Annotated in this window: 17 protein-coding genes; 1 reads left to right on the forward strand and 16 read right to left on the reverse strand. The window is 55.5% G+C overall.

Annotated features, from left to right (window positions below; all coding sequences use genetic code 11):
• Nucleotides 1-10: 10 nt before the first annotated feature.
• The 10 genes from der to QNN86_RS03595 form a co-directional block, all read right to left on the reverse strand.
• Entirely contained in the window at nucleotides 11-1,483 is a 1,473-nt protein-coding gene (gene der, locus QNN86_RS03550) for a ribosome biogenesis GTPase Der (protein ID WP_115257787.1), read from the reverse strand.
• A 116-nt stretch (nucleotides 1,484-1,599) separates the two neighbouring features.
• A complete protein-coding gene (bamB, locus tag QNN86_RS03555) occupies nucleotides 1,600-2,778 on the reverse strand; it encodes an outer membrane protein assembly factor BamB (protein ID WP_414210632.1) in 1,179 nt (392 codons plus the stop codon).
• Nucleotides 2,779-2,788: 10 nt separating this feature from the next.
• Nucleotides 2,789-3,409: a YfgM family protein gene (locus QNN86_RS03560; RefSeq protein WP_096756175.1), complete on the reverse strand. Its 621-nt coding sequence runs from the start codon at nucleotides 3,407-3,409 to the stop codon at nucleotides 2,789-2,791.
• Nucleotides 3,410-3,422: 13 nt separating this feature from the next.
• The gene (hisS, locus tag QNN86_RS03565; protein WP_414210633.1) at nucleotides 3,423-4,697 is read right to left on the reverse strand and encodes a histidine--tRNA ligase; all 1,275 of its coding nucleotides are present in this window, start codon (nucleotides 4,695-4,697) and stop codon (nucleotides 3,423-3,425) included.
• Nucleotides 4,698-4,807: 110 nt separating this feature from the next.
• Nucleotides 4,808-5,926, reverse strand: a complete 1,119-nt coding sequence (gene ispG, locus QNN86_RS03570) for a flavodoxin-dependent (E)-4-hydroxy-3-methylbut-2-enyl-diphosphate synthase (protein ID WP_096756173.1) — start codon at nucleotides 5,924-5,926, stop codon at nucleotides 4,808-4,810.
• A 26-nt stretch (nucleotides 5,927-5,952) separates the two neighbouring features.
• Nucleotides 5,953-6,954: a cytoskeleton protein RodZ gene (rodZ, locus tag QNN86_RS03575; protein WP_414210634.1), complete on the reverse strand. Its 1,002-nt coding sequence runs from the start codon at nucleotides 6,952-6,954 to the stop codon at nucleotides 5,953-5,955.
• 283 nt (nucleotides 6,955-7,237) lie between these two features.
• A complete protein-coding gene (locus tag QNN86_RS03580) occupies nucleotides 7,238-8,404 on the reverse strand; it encodes a bifunctional tRNA (adenosine(37)-C2)-methyltransferase TrmG/ribosomal RNA large subunit methyltransferase RlmN (protein ID WP_181617590.1) in 1,167 nt (388 codons plus the stop codon).
• Nucleotides 8,405-8,697: 293 nt separating this feature from the next.
• The gene (gene ndk, locus QNN86_RS03585) at nucleotides 8,698-9,129 is read right to left on the reverse strand and encodes a nucleoside-diphosphate kinase (RefSeq protein WP_181617591.1); all 432 of its coding nucleotides are present in this window, start codon (nucleotides 9,127-9,129) and stop codon (nucleotides 8,698-8,700) included.
• 148 nt (nucleotides 9,130-9,277) lie between these two features.
• Complete coding sequence (gene pbpC / locus QNN86_RS03590) at nucleotides 9,278-11,584, reverse strand: peptidoglycan glycosyltransferase PbpC (RefSeq protein ID WP_414210635.1); 2,307 nt, start codon at nucleotides 11,582-11,584, stop codon at nucleotides 9,278-9,280.
• Nucleotides 11,585-16,519, reverse strand: coding sequence for an alpha-2-macroglobulin family protein (locus tag QNN86_RS03595; RefSeq protein ID WP_414210636.1), 4,935 nt, complete (start codon nucleotides 16,517-16,519; stop codon nucleotides 11,585-11,587).
• A gap of 207 nt (nucleotides 16,520-16,726) precedes the next feature.
• Between QNN86_RS03595 and sseA the strand changes: the two genes are divergently transcribed.
• Nucleotides 16,727-17,572: a 3-mercaptopyruvate sulfurtransferase gene (gene sseA / locus QNN86_RS03600; protein WP_181617593.1), complete on the forward strand. Its 846-nt coding sequence runs from the start codon at nucleotides 16,727-16,729 to the stop codon at nucleotides 17,570-17,572.
• Between the two features lie 98 nt (nucleotides 17,573-17,670).
• On the opposite strand, the gene sseB is transcribed toward sseA, so the two are convergent.
• From sseB to hscB, 6 genes are all read right to left on the reverse strand, one after another.
• Entirely contained in the window at nucleotides 17,671-18,447 is a 777-nt protein-coding gene (sseB, locus tag QNN86_RS03605; RefSeq protein WP_279277838.1) for an enhanced serine sensitivity protein SseB, read from the reverse strand.
• 70 nt (nucleotides 18,448-18,517) lie between these two features.
• Complete coding sequence (pepB, locus tag QNN86_RS03610) at nucleotides 18,518-19,801, reverse strand: aminopeptidase PepB (RefSeq protein WP_181617595.1); 1,284 nt, start codon at nucleotides 19,799-19,801, stop codon at nucleotides 18,518-18,520.
• A 61-nt stretch (nucleotides 19,802-19,862) separates the two neighbouring features.
• Nucleotides 19,863-20,063 carry a Fe-S cluster assembly protein IscX gene (gene iscX, locus QNN86_RS03615; protein WP_003037694.1) on the reverse strand — a complete coding sequence of 67 codons (201 nt, stop codon included), beginning with the start codon at nucleotides 20,061-20,063 and terminating at the stop codon, nucleotides 19,863-19,865.
• Between the two features lie 11 nt (nucleotides 20,064-20,074).
• Complete coding sequence (fdx, locus tag QNN86_RS03620; protein WP_003037690.1) at nucleotides 20,075-20,410, reverse strand: ISC system 2Fe-2S type ferredoxin; 336 nt, start codon at nucleotides 20,408-20,410, stop codon at nucleotides 20,075-20,077.
• Between the two features lies 1 nt (nucleotide 20,411).
• Entirely contained in the window at nucleotides 20,412-22,262 is a 1,851-nt protein-coding gene (gene hscA / locus QNN86_RS03625) for a Fe-S protein assembly chaperone HscA (protein ID WP_414210637.1), read from the reverse strand.
• 15 nt (nucleotides 22,263-22,277) lie between these two features.
• The gene (gene hscB / locus QNN86_RS03630) at nucleotides 22,278-22,793 is read right to left on the reverse strand and encodes a co-chaperone HscB (RefSeq protein ID WP_279277836.1); all 516 of its coding nucleotides are present in this window, start codon (nucleotides 22,791-22,793) and stop codon (nucleotides 22,278-22,280) included.
• Nucleotides 22,794-22,807: the final 14 nt, after the last annotated feature.

Here is a 22,807-nt window from a genome sequence, read left to right on the forward strand (position 1 = left end):
TCAGCAAGGGTTACTTACTTTTTTTAATATGTTGAATCAAACGCTTACGCTTGCGCATTTGTGTTGGCGTCAACGTATTACGTTTATTCGCATACGGGTTTTCCCCTTCTTTGAACTGAATACGGATCGGCGTACCCATCACTTCCAGCGACTTACGGAAGTAGTTCATAAGATAACGTTTGTAGGAATCAGGCAGGTCTTTAACCTGGTTGCCGTGAATCACCACAATTGGTGGGTTATAGCCACCAGCATGCGCATATTTCAACTTCACACGACGACCGCGCACCAGCGGCGGCTGGTGATCTTCTGTCGCCATGGTCATGATGCGGGTCAGCATCGCGGTACTGACGCGGCGGGTTGAGCTGTCATACGCTTCACGCACTGACTCAAACAGATTACCCACACCACTGCCGTGCAGCGCAGAGATAAAGTGAACGCGGGCAAAATCGATAAAGCCCAGACGGAAGTCCAGCGTCTCTTTAACCTGCTCTTTCACTTCCTGGGTCAGGCCGTCCCACTTGTTGACGACGATGACAAGTGAGCGCCCACTATTGAGAATAAAGCCCAGTAGCGACAGATCCTGATCGGAAATACCTTCGCGGGCATCAATCACCAGCATCACCACGTTGGCGTCTTCAATCGCCTGCAGCGTCTTGATAACGGAGAATTTTTCTACCGCTTCGGTAATTTTTCCGCGCTTACGCACGCCTGCAGTGTCGATCAGCACATATTCGCGCCCATCACGTTCCATCGGGATATAAATACTGTCACGCGTGGTTCCCGGCATATCGTAAACCACCACGCGGTCTTCGCCGAGAATACGGTTAGTGAGTGTGGACTTACCGACGTTCGGACGCCCGACAATCGCCAGTTTGATTGGCAGATCCTGCGGATTGAAGTCGTCTTCAGGCTCTTCTTCACCGTTTTCTTCGGCTTCCAGCTTCGCCCAGTATTCCGCGTCTTCATCCACTTCTTCCTGCGGCGCTACGTCATCCATCCACGGCAGCAGAACGTGCTCCAGCAGGCTGAGAACACCACGACCGTGAGAAGCTGCGATCGGGTGAATTTCACCTAACCCCAGCGAATAAAAATCAACCACCGCCTGATCCGGATCGAGTCCGTCAGTTTTGTTGGCGACAAGGAAAGTCGGTTTTTGGCGCGAACGCAGATGTTTGGCGATGGCTTCATCTGCCGGCATCAGGCCAGCACGCGCATCAACCATGAACAGCACAACATCCGCTTCTTCGATGGCTAGCAGCGACTGTGCAGCCATGCGGGTTTCGACCCCGTCTTCGGTGCCATCAATACCGCCGGTATCAACACAGATAAACTCGCGTCCTTCAATCTCAGCACGACCGTACTTACGGTCACGAGTCAGACCCGGGAAATCCGCAACCAGCGCATCTCGGGTGCGAGTTAGACGGTTAAATAACGTGGATTTGCCAACGTTAGGGCGCCCGACAAGCGCGACCACAGGTACCATGTTTAAAGCCTCATTTAAAAAATCATCAGACAACGGACGTATTTTTACGCCATTGTTAAAAACAGGAAAACGGCCCCTGCACCAGGAGCCGTTTTTCAAAGCGAGCGGCAGGACGATTAACGCGTAATGGAATACAGCGTACCGTCTTTCGCCTGGATCAGCAGTTTACCATCAGCCGATACTGGCTCGGTCAGGAAACCGGAGCTGTCGACTTTCTGCTGGGCCACAAAGCGGCCATCATCAATGTTAATCCAGTGCAGATAGCCTTCGCTATCGCCGACAACCAGATTACCATTATACAGCGCCGGAGACGTCAGCAGACGGTGAAGCAGATCGCTCTGCGTCCACAGCGTTACGCCGCCGTCAGTGGTTAACGCCAGCACGCGGTCATTCTGATCAACCAGATAGATGCGGTTGCCGTCGACGATGAAATCATTCACCGAGCCGAGCTCGCGTTTCCACATGATCTGACCGCTGCGCAGATCAAGCGCCGTCAGGTTACCATTATAAGCCAGAGCATACACAACGCCATTAACGATAACCGGCGTGGTGTCAACATCACTCAGACGATCGATTTCTGTTGGACCGGTCGCCTGAGAAATACGTTGCTGCCAAATCATCTGGCCCTGTTGCATCAGCACGGCGCTCACGCGACCGTTATCACCGCCGACAATCGCCGCACCAAAAGCGCTAGCCGGGGCTGATTCGCCGCGTAACGAAAGCGATGGCATATCCAGGTTGACGGTCCATTTGACGGCACCGTCAGCTTCGTTTAACGCCTGCAGTTGGCCGTTGCTGGTGTGAATCAATACCACACCATCACTCACCACCGGGCGAGACAGCGCTTCACCGGCAACACGAGTCTGCCAGGCAATAGTACCGTCGCTGGTATTAAGCGCATAAACCTGGGCTTTTTCGCTGCCGATATAGACGTGACCACCGGAAACCGTCACACCACCAGAAAGCTGTGCAGAGACTCTAGAGAACCAGCCGTCTTTTTCCGCCAGATTGACGGACCAGACTTCTTTGCCATCGTCCGCGTTCAGAGCTTTAACGACGCCTGTACGATCCGCCGCATAGACAACGTTATCTGCCAGCGCAGGATGAAGATTGGAATAGAAATCACCAATACCGTTACCTACAGACGTGCTCCAGGCTGTAGACGGAGTGAACTGGTTTTCAACCACCGGTAATGGGGACATCTTAACGACATCTTCTTCGCCACCAAACAGTGAACAGCCGCTTAATAGGGTAACGGAAAGCAGCCCTGGCAGAAGTAATTTACGCAATTGCATCGGGTCCCTCTCAGATGGACAAATTATTGATTTTCATCTGCATCATTTCGCTCAGAGCAGGAGAGGCTTCGCTTTTTACACCCGCTTCCCATGCGCTACGCGCGCCTTGTTTATCGCCTTTGCTCAGCAACGCTTCGCCACGCAGATCGGCGACAATGGCCGCCCACCCTTCACCTTTAATGGTGTCGAGCGTTTTCAGCGCGGTATCCGCTTGTTTAAGCTGAACTTGCACACGCGCAAGACGCAGATTAATCACCGCTTTGAGATTTTCATCGCTGGTCGCCGCCAGTCCTTGTTGCAACTGGGTAGCGGCTTTCTCAAGTTCGTTTTGATCAACAAACTGCTGCGCCAGTTCCATCGACGCTAACGCGCCGTAGGTATTTTTGTTCTCTGCGGCAAATTTCTCTGCGGCAGGAATGCTGTCCTGCTTACCCGCACTGACCGCAGTCACTGTATTTTGATACGCCAGAGAAGCAGAGCGTGTGGACTCCGTCTGATGGCTGGTCCAGTAACGCCAGCCAACCAGTGCGCCAACCCCTAAAATAACCCCAACCACCAGCGCTTTGCCATTTTCGGCAAAGAAGCGTTTTACCGCATCAACCTGGTCGTTTTCGTTCTCGTAAATTTCCACGCTGTCCTTCTCCTTAGCAAGTCAAAGTGCGCAAATGCGCGGCAACGCTATCCTGCGCTACTGCCGTTTGCTCACCAGTGCGCAAATCCTTCACTACAACAGTACCGTCAGCCACTTCGGACTCACCCAGTACCAGTGCAACGCGAGCGCCCCACTTATCGGCGCGAGCAAACTGTTTCTTAAAGTTGCCGCCACCGTGGTTTGTCATCAGTTTTACGCCCGGAACTTCATCGCGCAGACGTTCAGCAAGCTGCATTGCCGCCGACTGCGTATCTGTGCCTGAAGCGATCAGGTATATATCGACAACAGGAGAAGCAATAAATTCCGGATTAACTGCCTGAACTAACAAAACAAGTCGTTCCAGACCCATCGCGAAGCCAACCGCTGGCGTAGCACGACCGCCAAGTTGCTCGACCAGACCGTCATAACGACCACCCGCACACACGGTACCCTGCGAGCCCAGGCTGCTGGTGACCCACTCAAATACGGTACGGTTGTAGTAGTCGAGACCACGAACCAGTCGTTGGTTAACGGTGTAAGCAATACCTGCTGACTCCAGCAGCGTACACAGACCGGCGAAATGCGCGCGTGAATCCTCATCCAGGTAGTCGCCCAGAGCCGGAGCGTCGTTGAGCAGAGCCTGCACTTCCGGATTTTTGGAATCGAGTACACGCAACGGGTTGGTATACATGCGACGCTTGCAGTCTTCGTCCAGTTTGTCTTTATGCTGTTCCAGGTACGCCACCAGCGCATCCCGGTAGTTAGCACGGGCTTCCAGTGAACCGATGGAGTTCAGCTCAAGGCTGACATGCTGAGAAATACCCAGCGCACGCCACCAGCGGGCGGTCAGCATAATCAGCTCAGCATCAATATCCGGGCCTTGCAGGCCAAACACTTCGACACCCAGCTGATGGAATTGACGATAGCGACCTTTTTGCGGACGCTCGTGGCGGAACATCGGCCCGATATACCACAGACGCTGTTCCTGATTGTACAGGAGACCATGTTCGATGCCGGCGCGTACGCAGCCAGCCGTTCCTTCAGGACGCAAAGTCAGGCTATCGCCATTACGGTCCTCAAAGGTGTACATCTCTTTTTCAACCACGTCGGTCACTTCACCGATCGCGCGTTTGAATAACGGGGTCTGCTCTACAATCGGCAAGCGGATTTCACTGTAACCGTAGCTGCCGAGCACGTTTTTAAGAGTGCCTTCAATGCGCTGCCAGATGGCGGTTTCGCCAGGCAGATAATCGTTCATGCCGCGAATGGCTTGAATGTTTTTTGCCACGTTTATTCTCTTTATGGATATAAAAATGAACCCTCAGCGCTAACCCGAACAATGCGGGCGCCATGCGGGTTCAATCATACACGGGAAGCACGCCGCTTCCCATCACGTTGTTATTTTTCAACCTGCTGCACGTCAATTCGACGCGCTTCGTCCAGGATGCTGGCTTTGGCACGAATACGGGCTTCTAGCTGGGTAATCATATCGTCGTTATCGATACGATCCTTACGTACACCGTCTTCATACAGGCCGCTTTTCTTGTTGCCACCCGTCACGCCGAGCGTGGAAACCAACGCTTCACCAGGACCGTTTACCACACAGCCGATGATCGAAACGTCCATTGGCGTGATGATGTCTTCCAGACGTTGCTCCAGCGCGTTAACCGTACCGATGACGTCAAACTCCTGACGAGAACAGGTTGGGCAGGCGATAAAGTTGATCCCGCGCGCGCGTATGCGCAGCGATTTCAGAATATCGAAGCCTACTTTGATCTCTTCTACCGGATCGGCGGCCAGAGAAACGCGCAGCGTATCGCCGATCCCTTCTGACAACAGCAAACCCAGGCCAATCGCGGACTTCACCGATCCGCTGCGTGCGCCACCGGCTTCGGTGATCCCCAGATGCAGCGGCTGATCGATCTGTTTGGCTAACAGACGATAAGATTCAACGGCAAGGAACACATCAGAGGCTTTAACGCTCACTTTGAACTGGTCGAAGTTCAGACGATCGAGATGATCAACATGGCGCATAGCTGATTCCAGCAGCGCCTGCGGCGTGGGTTCGCCGTATTTTTCCTGCAGATCTTTTTCCAGCGATCCGGCGTTAACGCCGATGCGGATAGGAATGTTGTTATCGCGAGCGCAGTCCACTACCATGCGAATACGCTCTTCATTGCCGATATTGCCTGGGTTGATACGCAGACAGTCGACGCCGTACTCCGCTACTTTCAGCGCGATACGGTAGTCAAAGTGAATATCGGCAACCAGCGGGACTGTGACTTGCTGTTTGATAAGCTTGAACGCTTCTGCAGCATCCATTGTCGGTACAGAGACTCGGACAATGTCAGCCCCAACGCGTTCCAACGCTTTGATTTGATTGACCGTCGCCGCCACATCCGTTGTCCGCGTATTGGTCATAGACTGTACGGCGATGGGCGCGCCATCACCAATCGGCACATTCCCAACGTAAATGCGTGTCGATTTTCTACGTTGAATTGGAGCCTGATTATGCATTAAAAAATCTCCCGCATTGCCGTCTGTTACTGAGCCGCTGGTTGTTCGGCATTTACGGTCAGACGCGCAACCTGGTTAGTTCTGATAAAACGACTCAGGTCGACAGGTTTACCCTGGTACTGAATCTGCACTGCTGCCGGTGCACCAATTTTCAGTTTGTACGGTGCCTGGCCGATAAGATTTAACGTGCCATCTTTACGCTGCATACCGCTAAACAGTTTTTTACCGGTCGCATCACTGACTTCCAGCCAGCAGTCGGCGGTAAAATTCATCACCAGCGCGTTAGGATCGGCGGCAGGTGTTGTCACACCCGCTTGATCGGTCGGCAAAGGCGCCGCCGTAGCCGGTGTGGTTGGCGTCGTTGTCGCTGTGTCTACGTTGGCCTGAGACGGTGCCACTACCGCATTCTGTTGCGCATCTGCAGCAGCTGCTGGCACTGTGGCAGCGTCAGGTGCTGACGCTGCGTCTGCCGCCGCGCCATCATCCGGCGCGGGGGGAGTCATATCCTGACTTGCCGCAGCGCTGGTATCTAACGGCACGCTCTGGGCACTGTCTTTGCCCGCATTTAGCTCAGCGGAGGATTGATCGGCCATCGTGGTGATCTCTTCCTGCTGCGCTTTATGATTCTGCCACCACCAGGCGCCAGTAAGTCCAACCACGACAAACAGTACCAGCCAGGTAAAGGTCATTAACCAGCCATCACGCTTTTTGCGGCGCTTACCGAGCGAGAAACTCTGCATCGGCGCCACTTTGGCTGGGCGAATCGGAGCCTGTTTTTCCAGCCCTGGCAACAGTTCTTCTTCAGGAATATGCACCAAACGCGCATAGGAACGGATATACCCGCGCAGAAACGTTGAAGCGAGATCGGCTGGCGCCTTATCTTCTTCAATATCGCGTACCGTGGAGACCTTCAGGCACAGTCGTTCCGCGACGGCCTGTTGGCTGAATCCGAGTTGTTCACGGGCATTGCGCAGGCGAACGCCGGTGGAGAGTGCTTCATTTTTGTCGTGCGTGGCTTCAGTATTCATTCGCTACAGCTGCGTAAATATGGGCTCTGGCGCCGGTGAGCCACAATGCTCACCCACACCGCGAAACATCTGGTCAGTTAACCTTGGTCAGACAGTATAAAACGGTCAGACTATCAATGACAAAACAGCGTAAACCTGAGGGCTAAACTGTTGTTGAGCCGCTACATACTGCCTTAAAGTCGACGAAAACGCACCGTTAATATTGACCTGACGAGTATAACAAATGACCGTATGTCACTTACATTGCACTACGGTACATTAATTATACCGTAGTGCACCAACATCAAACGGTCTTGATGTCGATAGCATCACCCTGCATGCGCTTGCGCAGAGTACGCTTGGTACGGTCAATGACGTCACCCGCCAGCTGACCGCAGGCTGCATCAATATCGTCGCCGCGTGTTTTACGCACGATGGTCGTGAAACCATAGCCCATCAACACTTTGGAGAAACGATCGATACGGCTGTTAGAACTCCGTCCGTACGGCGCGCCCGGGAACGGGTTCCATGGGATCAGGTTAATCTTACACGGCGTATCTTTCAGCAGCTCCGCCAGCTGATGTGCGTGCTCGGTACCGTCGTTAATGTGATCTAACATCACATATTCGATGGTGACGCGGCCCTGGTTGGCGTTCGACTTCGAAATGTAGCCACGTACCGACTCAAGGAACGTAGCAATATTGTACTTCTTGTTGATCGGCACGATTTCGTCACGGATTTCATCGTTCGGCGCATGCAGGGAAATCGCCAACGCAACGTCAATCATGTCGCCCAGCTTATCCAGTGCAGGGACCACGCCGGAAGTAGACAGCGTAACACGGCGTTTTGACAGCCCAAAACCGAAGTCATCAAGCATGATTTCCATCGCCGGAACCACGTTGGTCAGGTTCAACAACGGTTCGCCCATGCCCATCATGACCACGTTGGTGATAGGACGCACGCCCGTTGCCTTCACTGCACCGACGATTTTCGCCGCGCGCCAGACCTGGCCGATGATTTCCGACACCCGCAGGTTACGGTTAAAGCCCTGTTGCGCCGTAGAGCAGAATTTACACTCTAATGCACAGCCGACCTGTGAAGAGACACACAGGGTGGCACGATCGTCTTCCGGGATATACACGGTTTCTACGCGCTGATCGCCTACGGCAATCGCCCATTTGATAGTGCCGTCAGATGAACGCTGCTCTTCCACCACTTCCGGGGCGCGAATTTCAGCGACTTCTTTCAGTTTGTTGCGCAGCACTTTGTTGATGTCAGTCATGTCATCAAAGTTGTCGCTGCAATAGTGGTACATCCATTTCATGACCTGATCGGCACGAAACGGCTTTTCACCCATCTCTTTGAAGAATTCGCGCATCTGCTGACGGTTCAGATCCAGCAGGTTAATTTTTCCATTTTTATTTGGAACCGCAGCAATGAGGACTTCAGAGGTGTTAACTAATTCAGACATAATTTTTTCCGGCCTCGTTGTTACACGTTATGGCCCGTGGAGGGTTGATAAAAAGAAACGCCCCGGCAAGCGGTCTGCTCTTCCGGGGCGTTGCATTGTACAAAGTCTGGCGCAGGGATGCCACGTTTGCACGAAGCATTAGCGAAAATAATATGAAAATCGCGAATTCCTCTCCAAAGGATTTCGCGTCGCAGGAAGGCGGCAAGTTCGAGCATCCCCGGGAGCATAGAAAACTATGTGACCGGGGTAAACGAACGCTGCCAACGCATCTGCGAGGTGAAAGACGCAGGAGATTAGCGGGTGCGCGGGCAAACCTCGCCTTCCCCAAAGAAATAGGCGATTTCACGCGCCGCAGATTCGACGGAGTCGGAACCGTGGGTGCCGTTCTCGGTGAAGCTGTCAGCGTAATCTGCACGCAGCGTACCTGCCAGCGCATTCGCCGGGTTGGTTGCGCCCAGCAGATCGCGGTGACGCTGTACGGCATTTTCGCTTTCCAGTACGGAAACCACGATCGGACCGGAGGTCATGAATTCAACCAGGCCATCAAAGAACGGTTTGCCGTCGTGCTCAGCATAGAAGCCACGCGCCTGCTCAACGGTCAGGTGCAGCATTTTAGTACCGACAATTTTGAACCCTGCAGCTTCAAAGCGCGCAAAGATGCTCCCAATAACGTTTTTTGCCACCGCGTTTGGTTTGATGATGGAAAAAGTACGTTCAATAGTCATGATTACCTCTGTAATGTGTTCTGTTGTTGTCTATATAGATGTACGACCTGGCGCGGATTATAAAGAGCATCCCGGCAATTGACTATTGATGAAGGTAACATTTCTTTAAAATAAGATGAATTTTAGCAACAAATAGCATCAAACTGGTCTACTGCAAAGCAAATCTCACCGTGGCAACCTGCCCGCCATCATCCATAACCAACAACTGATACTCTCCTGCCACCGTTAAGCGCAGGGTCAGACTCCGCCCACGTTCTTCCAGTCGTTCACCGTTAAGAAACCACCAGCGTTCACCCGTTCCACCGCTGGTTTGCACCGGTACGGAGACAGCCGGTGAACCGGGTAGGCGTTTCACAATCGCGCCATCACGAACGCCTGTCAACTGCAGCGGTAGGAAAGCGTCCAGCCCTAACGGTGGACAGGTTGCGGAAACCGGCGGTAGCCGTGCGGCTCGCCGCTCGGATGGCGGCAGCCAGGGCTCCAGCGGCAACGGCCAGACAATTAACGTCTGTTCTCGCGCCTGTGGGCAGTCTGGCGCCACGCGTTTTCCTGCCTCATCTAACCAGACGGGAAAACGAATACCGTTAACCCCTTCCTGCTCGGGTAATAACAGCGTAGGCGGCTGACTACCGTCCAGTAGCCAGGTGGCTAAACGGCGGCGACAGTTACCGTCCCCGTTGGGCAAAAATTGCCCACCCGGCCAGCACACCACGCCCCGGCTGACTGACTCTGGGCGCGGGTCCTCAGGCTGGTTGGTCCCACGCGCCTGCAACAGGTTGTTGACCTGATTCAGCAAAGGCACCGCGCTGGCAAAACCAAACTGCCCCACCACCGGTGTGCCGTCGGGTCTGCCGGTCCAGATGCCAATCACGTAACGTGAGTTAACGCCAATCGCCCACGCATCGCGATAGCCGTAGCTGGTGCCCGTTTTCCACGCCAGCGGCACCACGCGACTCAGGGCGTTATCCGGCAGAGGCTGCGCGTCGTCCGCCATAATCCTGCGGATAATCCACGCCGCACCAGCCGACATCAGCGGGCGCTCCAGCAGCGGATCGTCCGGCTGCAGACGAAGTTTTCCCGCTTTCCCCTGGCGGGCAAAGGCGCTGTACGCTGCCGCCATATCTTCAAGCCTGGCCCCCGCACCGCCAAGGATCAGTGACAGATTTGGCGCAGCCCCTGCCGGTAAATACAACGGTAGACCCACATTACGCAGCCTGGCGGCAAAACGCTTCGGGCCGTAGGCTTCCAGTACCTGGACTGCCGGCAGATTCAGCGAGCGCACCAGCGCCTCGCTCATGCTTACCGGGCCATGAAAACCACTGTCAAAATTCCCCGGACGATAATCTCCGGTACGCCGCGGCACGTCCTGTAACAACGAGGCCGGATGAACTAAGCCATCCTCCAGCGCCAGACCATAGACAAAGGGCTTCAGCACCGATCCCGGCGAGCGGATCGCGCTCACCATATCCACATGCCCAAAGCGGGTGTCATCATTCATATCCACCGAACCCACCCAGCCACGCACGCGCATATCGGTATGATCAACGACAATCATCGCCAGCGAACTGCGCGCCGGAAGCCGCCCCTTCCAGTTTTGCGCCAGCTCCTCCAGTTGACGTTGCAGCCCGGCATCCAGCGTGGTGACAATTTTGTTGCTGCTGCTTTTGTTCAGCATCATGCGTGAGAATAACGGCGCCAATTGCGGCATCTGCCTCGGTGCCAGCCAGACCGGCTCTTCGCGTGATTCCTGCGCCTGTTTTGCCGACCAGACGCCCTGCGTCGCCATGCGATCGAGCACTTTATTGCGCGCGGCTTGCGCCCGATCCGGCCAACGGTCCGGACGCAGACGGCTCGGCGCCTGCGGCAGTACAGCCAGCAACGCGGCATCGGAGTAGCTGAGTTGTGCCGGTGATTTACCCAGATACGCCCAGCTTGCGGCACCAACGCCTTGCAGCGTCCCACCAAACGGTGCGCGGTTAAGATACAGCGTCAGGATATCGCGCTTGGAGAGATGCCATTCCAATTGGAATGCACGCCAGAGTTGGCGAAACTTCCCGCCAAAAGTGCGCGGATGTGGGTCGAGCAGCCTCGCCACCTGCATGGTGAGCGTACTGCCACCGGAGACCACGCGCCCGGAGGTGAGATCCTGCCAGGCGGCGCGAAGCACAGAAAACGGATTGACGCCGGGATGTTTCCAGAACCAGCGATCTTCGTAGTTAATGAGCGCCTCAAGATAACGGGGCGAGACCTCTTCAAGCGTGACCGGATAACGCCAGATACCGTCCGCGTCGGCAAAGCGCCACAGCGGCGTCCCGTCCTGAGCCACCACCACTCGCGCAGGATTAACCTCATGCAACGGCAATGGCCAGATTTTATCTGCCGTCCACACTGCTGCCCCTGTCAGCAACGCAGCGGCGACCAGCCAGCCGCTGCGTTTAACCCACCGATGCATCATTTACGGTCTGACAATCAGCGGGCCCTCAGCCGTGCCGGTGGCACGCCACTGAGGAACATACATCGATTCCACCTGGGGTACAGGTACCTGATACGTCCCGGGTGTGACCGCGCGCGCCAGATACACCAGCGTGACCGGTTGCCCTTCGTTGACTGCCACCGCCGCGACAAAGCGATCGTCGCGGAATTCAACGTGCTGGATATCCGCTTGCTGCATTTGATTAAGCAAATTCGCCACTTCGCTGCCGCTATCCTGCAGGCTGGCGCTACCGTTGGCCAGATTCTGGTTTTCCAGTTCCAGACCAGCAGGCAGAAGATCGACCACCAGCGCATCCGGAACATTCTGGCTGGCTCTAACCGTCAACCAGACCAGCACCAGCTCGCCGCTGCGCAGAGACGAGAGCGATTTACTCTGCCCATCGGTGCCCAGCACCTGACGTTCAATGAGCAGTACATTGCTGGCAGGCTGCGGTGAGCTTTGCGGATAGCCGCTGACGTCCAGACGCAGCCACAGCGGCAGATTACCCGTGTTGGTCACCGCCAGCGTCGCTAACTGTTCCGCATCCAGATTTCGGGTTTGCGATTTATCACCCGCCAGCAGTTGTTCAGAGAGAGAGGTCTGCGCCTGCCACGTGCCCGGCAGATCCTGCAGCGTACGGGCAGCAAGGAACAGCGCATTATTCTCCTGCGTGGAGAGCCAGCGCTGACCGAAAGCTTGCTCCGACAGCGTATTCAGCAAAGTATTTTGCACGTCGGGTTTCAGTTTATTCTCTTCCAGCAAGGCCAGCATCAGCGCGTTGTCGCGTAGCTGACTGCCGTAATCCGCCATCCACTGCTGCGTATCTCGGCGCGGCGTATTGAGTGCCAACGTCAGCGCCTGTTCACTGCGATTCGCATCGCCCATGTTTTTCAGCGCAATGCCCAAATGCAGCAGCGGCAGGCCAGAGGCAGCCTGAGCTCGACGTTCCCAGATCTCACGCAGTGCGCCCAGCGGCGCTTTCTGTTGACGAGCCAGGACCAACGCAGCATAGGCCTGTACGGCAAACCGGCTGGCTGCGGTGTCGTCGGTGTAGCGAATCGACATCATGCCCGGATCCTGCAAATAACGCAGCAGACGCGCATTGCCCCGGTTAATCACCTCAGCCGGGACGCTGTAGCCCTGTTCATTTGCCCGGACGAGGAAGTCCATGACATAAGCACTCAACCAGTACTCTTCCGGCCCGTTCTTATCCCACAGCGCAAATCCCCCGTCGTCACGCTGCATTTGCAGTAACCGGGAAATACCGATCTCGACCGCCGCACGGCGTTTTTCATCGCTGTCACCCGCTATACCCAACGCCTTCAACTGCGCGGCGTTGGTATACAACGACGGGAACAATCCGCTGGCCGTCTGCTCCAGGCAGCCGTAAGGATAGGCTTTCAATTCGCGAACATAGCGCGCCAGATTCAGCGGCGGCTTGCCGCTGAACAGCAGTTGCCCCTGCACCGTTGCCGGGGAGAAGTTGGTCAGTTCCCCGTCCGGTAACTGCCAGGTTTCACCGGCTTGCAGCGCCACGCCGCTATTGAGAGTTTGCGCCGGGAACGCCGGACGCACGCCAATCTTCCACTGTTTATGTTGAACGGGGAGCATTTCACCTGGCAGCGTCAGACCACTGATAACGGCCTGAATCTCACCCTCGCCGAATCCCTCCAGTGCCCGTACCGGAATAAACAACGTGGTACGCACGCCAGGTGCCAGATCCACCGGGGCAGGGTTTTGGCCCATCAGTGACACTAAGCCGCTGGCGGTAAGCTGAATATTCAGCGTCTGCGGCCTATCCGTCAGGTTGGTGACGTCCAGCGTCAGGCGCGAGGTATCACCGCCGGCCATAAAGCGTGGCATATTCAGTTCCGCGATCACCGGTGCAGCGACGATCACTTTGCTTTCGCTGCTGCCAAAGTCATCTGCGGTCCAGGCCTGCGCCATCACCCGCAGTTCACCGTTAAAATCGCCAATTGGTAACGTCACCGAGCCTTCACCCTGCTCGTTGAGCGTGACCGGCAGCGCCTGTTGCGCCACGATATTGACGTGATTAACCGGCGGTTTGCCGCCGCGTTTTAGCTCATCACCATCGCCACCGAAACGCAGCGCCGCCAGACGCCCTTGCCCTTCAATTACCTGGCCGTAAATATCATAAATATCCGCGCCATAGCGCTTCTGACCGAAAAAGGCCTGCCACGGATCCGGGGTAGCGTAATCGGTGATATTCAACACCCCGCTGTCTACAGCGGAGACCAGGACGTTAACCTGTTTAGGCACGTCACCATTTTTGACACTGGCTTTCACGTTAACGGTCAACGGTTGATTCGGGCGCATTTTAGCCGGATTTTCCAGCGTCACATCCAGGCGACGATTTTCATCGCCCAGCGGCAAATGCAGTAATCCGACCGCGCGTTTTGGCGTAGCCGATCGGGATTTGTCGCCAGGGCGGATCACCAGCGCGCTAAGATACAGGTCATGGCGGCTCCAGGTTTTGTCGACCGGAATAGAGAGATCCAGACCATTTGCAGGGACATCGATCTCTTGCCACCACAGCGGGCCTTCACTGGATTCCACCATCGCATAGCCTTTACCGGCAGCAGGCGCGGCAATGTGCAACTTCATGGTGTCGCCAGGACGATAATTGGGTTTATCCAGCTTCAGAGTGACACGATCCGGGCGCACCGCCCCGCTGCCGTCGCTGTTATCCTGCCAGCTGTATCCGGCCCAGAAGCGCACGCTGCTCACCGTATCGTTGGGTGCTTTCACTTCCAGACGGTAAGCGCCCCACTCCACAGGAAAACTAACCTTACCGGTTTCATCAGCGGTAAGATCCAGCGATTGCTCACCTTCGACCAGATCCTTTTGATCGAACTGCGACTGCCAGCCTTCACCTTCAGACCAGTTCCAGTAGTAATCCCGACGTTCGCGAATCAAACGAACCTGCAAGCCGGAAACCGCTTTTTTCTCGCCTTGTGCATCGGCATAGACAATATCAAACGCGGCGTTGCTGTCTTCATCAACGATGGGCTGATTCACCGTGGTATCGGTGCGGTAATCATAAACGGCTTTCGCAGCAAACTGCGGGCGAATACCCGGCAGGGTATCCGCAGGCCAGATAGCCTGTTCTACCCGTCGGGTCACCGGACGGCCACCCGACTCCAGCAAACTGGCCTGCAAAATCACCTGCAACGGTGAATGCGCTTCCTGCCACTGACTGCTGGTTGTGACTTCACCACGACCGTTTTCATCCAGCGTCAGCTGTACTTCATCGAGACTGCGGGAGAGGTTCTCTTCGGCAATATTACCGAACTGGAATCCCGGTAATGCAGGCACCGCTTCACGCTGTGGTCGCAGGAACAGCTGACCTTGCAGGGCATTACCATTCGCAGGCGCACCGTACAGGTAGTAACCCACCACAGAAAACCTCACATCGTCAGCCGGTGCAATCGGCATTTTATTGGCGGTGAGGTTAAGCGCCATCCGCTCGGGCATAAAATCTTCAACGTGGAAATCCCACATCCGTGAGCGGTTATCGCCGGTGTTGGCGCGAATATGCCACATACCGGTTGGCGCACTGCTGTCCAGCGGCCAGCTCAGGCGGTACAGACCGTTCTCAGGCTGGCTGACCACCGTGCGTAAAACCTGCCCGTCGGGCTTGACGACTTCCAGCTTCACTGGCTGATCGGGCAACGTTTTGCCGTCGCTGTCGCGCAGCAGTCCGTTGAGGATAACCGTTTCTCCTGGGCGATAGAGATCGCGCGGGCCGAACATAAAGAACTGTTTGCTGTATCCCGGTGCCCCCGCGATATCAAATTCAGCCAGATCCAGCGCCGGTAATTTCAGATCCAGCAGTGTGGTTTGCCCGTCTTTACGCGCCAGCAATATGGCGGCGTCTTTATCCGTCTCGAGCTTCACGTGTCCCTGCGCATCGCTGGTCGCCTGCGCCAGCGTCTGCCCTTTCTCATTGAGCAAGGTAACATCTATACCCTGCTGCGCAGCGCCGTTTTCCAGGCTCTGGGTAAAGACATCCAGCTGATTATGGTAACGGTGCGCGGATACGCCAATATCGCTGAGCGTAAATAGCGTGGCAGCGTTGCTGTAATTGTATTGCCCGGCCTGGTTCATCACCGCAACGTACACCCCAGCCTGCTGCAGCGGCTTGATGTCGCCCAGCGGCAGCAGCAGTTTCTCACGGGTATTGCGCGCAGGATTAAGATCAAAACGCCCGGTATAAACCAGCTCCGCCATCTTCAGCAGATTGTCGGATTCCCAGTTAGACAGTGAGTTGCGGTATTCCCACTGGCTGATAAACGCGCCAAGCGATTCCGGCTTCACGCGAAAGAAGTTCACATCCACGCTATTGACGTTGAGCGCCATCACCGGCAGGCCTTCGATCACTTTACCTGGCAATAGCGAACCACGACTGGCAAATCCGACGCTCGGCTGGACATCGCGCGTGGTGATGTTTTTTTCATATTCAATGCCAAACGTCGCCTTATTCAGCGCCAGTAAATCGCGCTCGATAGTCACCACCAGTTCGCGGTTGGGCTCCAGATGACGTAAGCGTAGCTCTTTCAGGTTGGGCGCCAATTCCCAGGCCCCGTCCACTTTACCGCTTTTTTTATCGACAACATGCAGTACGCGAGAAAAATCTTGCTCAGGATCGAGGGGAATGGAGAAGGTCAACACGAGCGTTGCCGCACCGTCGAGTTGGACTTCGGAGGCATCCAGCAGCGTCAGTGACTTGCCCTGGCTTTGCTGCGTCAGCTTTTCTAACTGGGCCTTGTCTTTTGCGGGCGCAGTCTGTGACGCAGGTGCATCCGGTTTCGCAGCCGTCGGTGATTTTTCGTTATTATTATCGCACCCGACAAGTGCCAGCATCAGCATACAGGCCGCTACGCGTAAATGTTTCATTTTTCATCCCTGGCCTGAGCGGCCCGTTAGCTACGTAGAACCCCTATTATGCGTCAGATTTCAGGATGTGGAAGTCTGTAACTAATCTGCGTTATCTGAATTTTCGTGAATAATGTCGATCCACCCTGACAAATCAGCCTCTTTTACTTGTCCCCTGACGGTAAACAGCCGACAATTTGCCGAAACCTGGTAAAAATGGAGATGCCTATGACCACCGCCTTCTTTGTCGCTGCCGACTGGCTTGTCGAACACATTGACGATCCGGAAATACAAATTCTTGATGCCCGGATGGCGCCTCCAGGACAGGAAGATCGTGATGTTGGCGAGGAGTATCGCGCTGGCCATATCCCTGGCGCGGTCTTTTTTGATATCGAAGCGCTCTCCGACCATACCTCAGCGTTACCGCATATGATGCCACGTCCGGAGGCGTTCGCTGTTGCTATGCGCGAGCTGGGTGTACATCAGGATAAACACCTGGTTATCTACGATGACGGCAACCTGTTTTCTGCCCCGCGCGCCTGGTGGATGCTGCGCACATTCGGTGTGGAAAATGTCTCCATTCTGGCGGGTGGTTTCGCAAGCTGGCAGCATGATGCATTCCCGCTGCAGGAAGGGAGCGTTGATTTGCCGGAAGGTGAGTTTGACGCAGCGTTTACGCCGGAAGCCGTGGTGCGAGTGACCGATGTCCTGCTGGCCAGCCATGAAAAAACCGCGCAGATTGTCGATGCTCGACCAGCCGCCCGTTTCAATGCGGAAGTTGACGAACCGCGTCCAGGCCTGAAGCGCGGCCATGTTCCCGGCGCGCTGAACGTACCGTGGACTGAACTGGTTCGCGACGGCGAGTTAAAAACCACCGATGAGCTGGACGCCATCTTCTTTAGCCACGGCGTGAGTTTTGACAGACCGATCATCGCCAGCTGCGGCTCCGGCGTTACCGCTGCCGTAGTGGTGCTGGCGCTTGCCACGCTGGGTGTCGCTAACGTGGCCCTGTATGACGGGGCGTGGAGCGAATGGGGTGCACGCAATGATTTACCGGTAGAACCAGTTTTATAAAACTGGAAATGCCGGATGGCGCTTCGCTTATCCGGCCTACAAAACAGTGCATATTGTAGGCCGGATAAGACGTATGCGTCGCCATCCGGCAAGGTTTTTTAGATAATCCGATTCTGTTTAAAATCGCGCAGGAAACCGCCCCAGCGGCGTTCGTAGAACGGCGCGATGTGTTCGGTAATAAAGTGGCTGACCCCTTTCTCACCTTTTACCACCTGACAGATATCAATCGGCTCATCACCCGGTAACGTATCGGTCGCTACGCTGCCCGTGGCATGAATAATCTCCTCAATATCGCCATCGGCTTCAATGCCAATCAGCAGATTGGGCTGGGCATCCGGGCTATCTTTAATTGAGCAAATAAACGCCCGTTTCACTGGTTTAATGGTTTTAAACAGCGTCGTGAGCGAGTCGACCATCTGCGCCGGAGGTTCCGCAACCTCGGAGAGGATCAGCGACTCGCCGCCTTCCAGCACTTCCTGGGTACTAAGCGGATTGCCTTCTTCGCCGATCAGTAAGCTGATTTCACGCGGCATAAACTCTTTGCCGGTCGGCAGTTTAGCGTTGAGAAACAGGGTTGCACCCAGCGTCATTTCAAACAGCGTGCGCACCGGCATGACGACAAACGCCTGTTCATCTTCAACCGCCTGCTGCAGGGCTTCAAGGGAGGTAAAGAACGGGATCACGGTAGTGCCGTCTTCTTTTTCCCAGTGCTGCAGATCCAGCGCGCTGTCTTCAACCACCGCCTCGCCTTCTGCAGCGGTACCCGGAACCCAGACGGTGGATTCCAGCAACGTGCGGAAAAAGGCCGGACGATGCGCAGGCTCCGTCGCTGCTTTTTCCAGCAACGTTTCTAATTCATTTTTTATTTCGGACATAAGTATCACAAATTGGATGAATACATGTAGGCCGGATAAGCGTAGCGCCATCCGGCAATACAGTCATAAATTATGCAGTCAGCAGATTCGCGATGGTGCGCACACCCAGACCGGTCGCGCCCGCGGACCACTGCTCAACCGGTGCCTTGCGATAGGTTGCAGAGCAGTCGATATGCAGCCAGCCTTGCTGATAGTTTTCCACGAAATGCGACAGGAAGCCCGCCGCGGTGCTTGCGCCCGCAGGATAGGCCGCGCTACCGGTATTGTTCAGCTCGGCAAAGTTAGACGGCAGCTGACTACGGTGGAATTCCGCCAACGGCAGACGCCAGAACGGTTCGTTCTCTTGCGCCGCGCTTGCCATCAGACGGGCCGCCAGTTGGTCATCAAAGCTAAACAGCGCGTGGTAATCATTACCTAGTGCGGTTTTCGCTGCACCCGTCAGCGTGGCGGCATCAATAATCAGCTCTGGTTTCTGCGCGCTGGCGTCAATCAGGCCATCTGCCAGTACCAGACGCCCTTCGGCATCGGTGTTCATCACTTCAACATTTTTGCCGTTGCGATAGTGAATAATATCGCCGAGCTTGAAGGCATTGCCGCTGATCAGGTTATCCGCACAGCACAGGTACAGCTTCACGCGTTTGTTCAGACCACGCGTGATGGCGAACGCCAGCGCGCCCGTTACCGTAGCCGCGCCGCCCATATCGGACTTCATCGAGTCCATAAACGCGCTTTGTTTGATGCTGTAACCACCCGAGTCAAAGGTGATGCCTTTGCCGACCAGGCAGGCGTAAACCGGGGCTTCTTTATCACCGGTTGGGTTATAATCCAGCGCCAGCAGTACCGGTGGACGTTCAGATCCACGGCCTACCGTGTGCAAACCCATGTAATTCTGCTCGCGCAGATCTTCACCTTTGGTGATGCGGTAAGAGACGTTATCGCACGCCACGCTGCACAGCAGATCAACCGCGCGCTGCGCCAGCTGTTCCGGGCCGAGTTCTTCCGCCGGGGCATTGATGGTGTCACGCACCCAGTCGATAATTTTCAGACGGTTATCCAGCTCTTTGCGCTGTGCCTCGTCCAAAGCAGCCCACTCAACTTTGCGGCTGCCTTTCGGCCCTTTATAGCCCTGCCAGAATGCCCAGCTGCGCTCGGTATCCCAGCCTTCACCGTCCAGTTGAACGTGTTTAATCCCCAGGCCGTCAATTTTACGCGCGGCGCGCTGGATAAGGCCCAGATCATCTTTTCCGTTCAGGTGCAGGGTAATACCGTCATTATTGATACTGTATGTTGCCTTTTCGCCCCAGCGGGCATCGGCAGGTTGCGTGGAAAGCGTAATTTTCATGGCTTCTGTCATTTTATTTATCCTTATTTTCGCGCATACAGGAAAACGGGCCACCCGTGGGCAGCCCGTTGACTTATTCGGCTTCGTCCAGCCAGACCAGCAAAATGGCCTCAAGGATTTTTTCATTCGATGCCTGTGGATCATCATCGAACTCTTCCAGGTCACAGATCCATTGGTGCAGATCGGTGAAACGAACGGTCTTGGGATCGAGATCGGGGAACGCGTCGTACAACGCCTCACCGATTTCGCGGCTATCGGTCCACTTCAGTCCCATACTACCCTCTGTTAATGCTCACGCGCATGATTGATTGTGTAACGTGGGATTTCGACCACTAAATCGTCTTCGGTGACACGGGCCTGACAGCTTAAACGGCTCTCCGGCTCCAGTCCCCAGGCTTTGTCCAGCATGTCATCTTCTTCTTCCGTGCTTTCCGGCAGGGAGTCGAAGCCTTCACGCACGATGCAGTGGCAGGTAGTGCAGGCACAGGATTTTTCACAGGCATGTTCAATCTCGATGCCGTTACGCAGGGCAACGTCGAGAATGGTCTCACCGGTCTCAGCTTCCAGAACTGCGCCATCGGGACAGAGATCCTGATGAGGCAAAATAACAATCTTTGGCATATTAAACCTCGTCCACGGAATGGCCTTTCAGCGCGCTACGGACGGACTTGTCCATGCGGCGAGCGGCGAATTCCTGGGTTTGTTTGTCTACGTTTTTAATGGCTTGTTCGATAGCGTCAACATCGTCACCCTGTGCAACCTCGCTCAAATGCGCGGCGGCGGCGTCGATGGCCTGACGTTCTGCGGCGCTTAACAGCGCGGCATCAGCGTTCAACGCACCGGATAAACTCTCCAGTACGCGTGCAGCTTCAACTTTCTGCTCTGCCAGCATGCGGGCTTTTACATCCTGCTCGGCAAAGCTCATCGAATCCTGAATCATGGAGGCGATTTCGTTGTCCGTCAGACCGTAGGACGGTTTGACCTGGATAGAGGATTCCACCCCGGTAGATTTCTCCATGGCCGTGACGCTCAGCAGTCCATCGGCATCAACCTGGAAGGTCACGCGAATATGCGCCCCACCCGCCGGTAGCGCCGGAATGCCGCGCAGTGCAAAACGCGCCAGAGAACGGCAATCCTGCACCAGTTCACGCTCCCCCTGCATCACGTGGATGGACATCGCGGTCTGGCCATCTTTGAAGGTGGTGAAGTCCTGCGCGCGGGCCACCGGAATGGTGGTGTTACGCGGGATGACTTTTTCCACCAGACCGCCCATGGTTTCCAGCCCCAGGGACAGCGGGATGACGTCCAGCAGCAGCATTTCGCTGTCCGGTTTATTGCCAACCAGAATATCCGCCTGGATTGCCGCGCCAATAGCGACCACTTTATCCGGGTCGATGGAGGTCAGCGGCGTGCGGCCAAAAAATTCACCGACACGCTCACGCACCAGCGGTACGCGCGTTGAACCACCGACCATCACCACTTCCAGAACTTCCTGAGCCTCAACGCCGGCATCTTTCAGTGCACGACGGCAGGCCAGCAGCGTGCGCTTAACCAGGGCGGAAATCAGTTCGTTAAAGGTTTCGCGGGTAACTTCGCCCTGCCATCCAGCCACGTTAACCGTGACGGATTCAGCATCGCTGAGCGCAATTTTGGCGGCTATCGCCGCATCGAGCAGCTCGCGCTGTACGCGGTTATCGCTGCGATCGGCCACGCCCGCCTGCTCGCGAATATAATCAGCCAGCAGATGGTCGAAATCATCACCACCAAGCGCGGAATCGCCGCCCGTCGCCAGCACTTCAAACACACCGCGGCTCAGGCGCAGAATAGAAATATCAAACGTACCGCCGCCAAGGTCATAGACCGCAATCACGCCTTCCTGACCTGAATCGAGGCCATAGGCGATAGCCGCAGCGGTCGGTTCGTTCAGCAGGCGCAGCACGTGCAGGCCCGCCAGACGCGCGGCGTCTTTGGTACCCTGACGCTGTGCATCGTCAAAATAGGCGGGAACGGTGATCACCACGCCGTCCAGTTCACCGGACAGCGCTTCGGTCGCCCGTGCGGCCAGCGCTTTCAGAATATCAGCGGAAACCCGTACCGGATTAAGCAAACCTGCGGCGGTTTCAATCATCGGCAGGCCGTTTTCGCTTGCCTGGAAGGTATACGGCAGATGCGGGTAACGCGACTGGATATCCGCCAGCGAGCGCCCCATCATACGTTTTACCGAACTGACGGTGTTTGCAGTGTCCTGCGCCGCGTTGGCACGGGCATCGTAGCCGACAACGTAGCCCTGCTGCTGATAGTGAACCACTGACGGCAACAGGTGGCGGCCCTCGTGGTCAGCCAGCGTTTCGGCCTGGCCGCTGCGTACGGTCGCGACCAGAGAGTTGGTGGTGCCTAAGTCAATGCCTACCGCCAGACGACGCTGGTGCGGTGCGGCACTCAGACCAGGCTCACTAATTTGTAATAAGGCCATTTTCGCTTCCGGAAATTAAAAATCGAGCAGTTTTTCTTCGAGTTGTTCTGCACTGCTTCGCAGTTTATCGAGAAAACGCAGTTTACGCACGGTCTCAGCCGCCACGTCCCACGCTTCGCTGTCCAGCTGTTCGACCATCAACTGATGGCGAACCTGGTACATCTCGTTGATGCGTTTCATCAACGCATCCAGACGTTCACTGTCTTTAGCCTGTTCAATCTCGTCCAGCTCTTCACGAAGCTCGAGTTGCTCCATCAGGAACGCGGTATCGCGCACCGTGTGCTGCTCGTTTCTGATATCAAAGCCGTGTAAAGACAGTAAGTATTCAGCGCGCATCAAGGGATGACGCAGCGTTTGCCAGGCCTGGTTGATCGTGGCGGACTGCGAAACGGCAGCAAGTTGTTCCGCCTGGGAGCCGCTGGCGAATTTATCAGGATGATACTGACGTTGGAGATCCTGAAAACGGATCGTCAAAGCCTGGAGATCAATAGGATATTGAGCGGGTAATCCGAAGAGAGTGAAGTAATCCATAACTATCTCAGGGG

Source organism: Citrobacter sp. C348, from assembly GCF_047467975.1.
Taxonomy (GTDB): domain Bacteria; phylum Pseudomonadota; class Gammaproteobacteria; order Enterobacterales; family Enterobacteriaceae; genus Citrobacter; species Citrobacter gillenii.